At 68.1% G+C, this 2,727-nt stretch carries 3 protein-coding genes; all 3 read left to right on the top strand.

Annotated elements, in window-relative coordinates:
• The first annotated feature begins 2 nt into the window (after positions 1 to 2).
• Positions 3 to 872, top strand: a complete 870-nt coding sequence (gene cobA, locus AC5RWX_RS32080) for a uroporphyrinogen-III C-methyltransferase (protein ID WP_494100220.1) — start codon at positions 3 to 5, stop codon at positions 870 to 872.
• A 14-nt stretch (positions 873 to 886) separates the two neighbouring features.
• A complete protein-coding gene (locus tag AC5RWX_RS32075) occupies positions 887 to 2,035 on the top strand; it encodes a uroporphyrinogen-III synthase (RefSeq protein WP_458779131.1) in 1,149 nt (382 codons plus the stop codon).
• Between the two features lie 217 nt (positions 2,036 to 2,252).
• Positions 2,253 to 2,727 (top strand): FAD-dependent oxidoreductase (locus AC5RWX_RS32070; RefSeq protein WP_494100219.1); only part of this gene is annotated, 475 nt, incomplete at its 3' end.

Genomic DNA, 2,727 nt, shown 5'->3' with positions numbered 1-2,727 from the left:
TCCTGGTTGCCGCGGTCGACGACGGCCAGCCGGGCTGGGAGGCCCTGCTGGGCAGGTGCCGGGAAACCGGGATTCCGGTTGCCGCCGAGCCGGCGGCGGGACCCGTTGGCCACGTGACCCTCGTCGGTGGCGGCCCCGGAACAGCCGAACTGCTCACCGTTGGTGCGGTCACCGCGCTCCGTGATGCCGACGTTGTCTTGTATGACAGGCTCGCTCCGTGCCAGGAACTGGCGTCCCTGACCTCCGCAGAACTGGTGGATGTGGGCAAGAAGCCCGGGCACCATAAGGTCAGCCAGGCCGACATCGAAAAGCTGATGGTGGAAAGTGCCCTAGCCGGCAACAACGTGGTCCGGCTCAAGGGCGGCGACCCCTACGTCTTTGGCCGCGGCGGGGAGGAAGTTGCCTCGTGCGTCGCTGCCGGGGTGCCCGTACGCGTTATCTCCGGCGTTACGAGTGCCATCTCCGTTCCCGCGGCCGCCGGAATCCCGGTCACGCACCGGGAAGTCAGCCACATGTTCACTGTGGTCTCCGGGCACGCCCCGCTGACCGAAAAGGAGCACAACCACCTGGCCGGCCTGGGCGGGACCATCGTTGTCCTGATGGGCATCGGCACCCTCCACCAGCTCGCGGCCGGACTCCGCAGGGCCGGGATGCGCGCCGATATGCCCATGGCCGTTGTTGAACGCGGTTACCGCCCCGGGCAGCGCACCACCATCGCGGACCTTGGCACCATCACCACCGCAGCCGCCGGCTGCAGCAATCCGGCTGTGCTGGTCATCGGCGAGGTGGTTCGGGTGGCGGAAGCCAACCGTGGGCATGCTGAGGCCGCCGCCGACCTGGACAGGCTGGCGGCCTCGCTGCTGGGCTCGTGAAAGGATTGACCTCCATGACTGCACTTGCACCGGCCGAAACCCCGCAGGTTGAAGAAGCGCCCGACGCGCCAGAGGCTCCGCTGGAGGGTTTCCGCATCGGTGTCACCTCGCACCGGCGCTCCCAGGACCTGATCGAGGCCTTGGAACGCCGTGGCGCGGAGGTGTTGCACGCGCCAGCGTTGAAGATCGCCCCTGTGCAGGAGGACATGCGCCTCATCGAGGACACCAGGGCCATCATCGCGGCCAAGCCGGACCTCTGCATCGCCACCACCGCCTACGGTATGCGCCGGTGGTGCGAGGCCGCGGATTCCTTTGGGATCGGCGATGAGCTCCTGGAAACCCTGGGGGCCTGCCGGATGTTCGTACGGGGCCCCAAGGCCCGCGGCGCCGTGCGCGCGGCGGGCCTTGCCGACGTCGGAATCAGTAGCGACGAAACCACTGCGACACTGGTCGATATGCTGCTTACCGAGGGCGTCCGGGGCAAGACCGTGGCCGTGCAGCTGCACGGCTACACCGACGTCCGGCAGCTGGAGCGCCTGCGCATGTCCGGCGCCACGGTCCTGACGGTCACGCCCTACCGCTGGGTTAAGCCCGACGGCGAGGACAGGCTCCCCCGGCTCATCGAGGCCGCCTGCAGCGGCAACCTGGACGTCCTGACGTTCACCAGCGCCCCCGCCGTCGACGCCATGTGGAGCACCGCCCACGAGATGGGCGTGTACAAACAGCTGATTGAAAGCCTGAAGACCAACGTCACTACCGCCGTGGTGGGTCCGGTCACGGCGCAGCCCCTGCTCGACGCCGGGGTGACGCCCCTGGTTCCGGAACGGTTCCGGATGGGCGCGCTCATCCGGCTGGTGTGTGAGCACCTTGCCCTGAACCATGTCCGGCGGCTGGATACAAGGTCCGGCAACATCGAACTGCGCGGACGCAGCCTGCGCATTAACGGCCAGCCCGTAGAACTTGCCCCCGCCCCGTTGTTGCTACTCCGTGCACTGCTGGGAGCCGGAGGCGCGGTCCTGTCACGCGAATCCCTGTCCGAACTGCTGGAACTGCGCGGATCGGTGCATGCCCTGGACATGACCGTCAGCCGGCTCAGATCCTCGCTGCCGGACGGACGGCTGGTGGAGACGGTGGTCAAGCGGGGCTACCGCATCCGCGTCTAGCTGTACTGCCTTCAGCAGCGCGGTGGGGGCAAATGTGTCGGTTGCCGGTGGGATGAGAAGCACGTCACAGGTTCTGTTGCCGGGCGGTAAACACTGGCGAACATTGGGCCGCGAAACGGCAACTGCGGGGAAACACCCCGGAAAAAGCGCGGGCCTACGCTGGGTTCCATCACGAAGTTCCGGCCGGTTACCCGGCCGCCAGCGAAAGGGCCAGCACATGTCCGCTCCGGCACCCTCCACCTCCACCGCTCCCGCAACCCGCATCGTCATCGCGGGAGCGGGCCCTGCCGCCCAGGCTCTCGTCAGCCAGCTCGACCGCGCCAGGTTCACCGGCACTATCACCGTGCTGAGCAACCGGGACGACACCCCGGAGGAACTGCTGGAGCTGGCGCTGCTCCCCCAGGTCTCCGTCCGCTTCGGCCAGCCGGCCAGCCACATCGACGCGGACAACCGGACTGTCGCCACCGCGGACGGGATGGAATTCAGCTACGACCAGCTGGTTATCGCCACCGGATCAGCACCCGTGGCCAGTCCGGTGGAGGGCGCCAGCCGCTGCCTGAGCTACTCCACGATTGATGACGCGGCCCGCATCGGCGAAGTCGTCAGCGAAGTCACGAGGGAACTTGGCAGGCGCCCGCTGGGGATCCTCGTGGGCACCGGCGCCGCGGCCGGCCAGGCTGAAGCAGTGCTCC

The sequence above is a fragment of the Arthrobacter sp. SPT-J7 genome (assembly GCF_059089965.1).
The sequence above is the reverse complement of the archived record's forward strand: the minus strand, read 5'-3'. Positions and strand labels throughout refer to the sequence as shown.

Coding starts and splice junctions, on each gene's coding strand:
- AC5RWX_RS32075 (WP_458779131.1), top strand. CDS start 887: ATGACTGCACTTGCACCGGCCGAAACCCCGCAGGTTGAAGAAGCGCCC.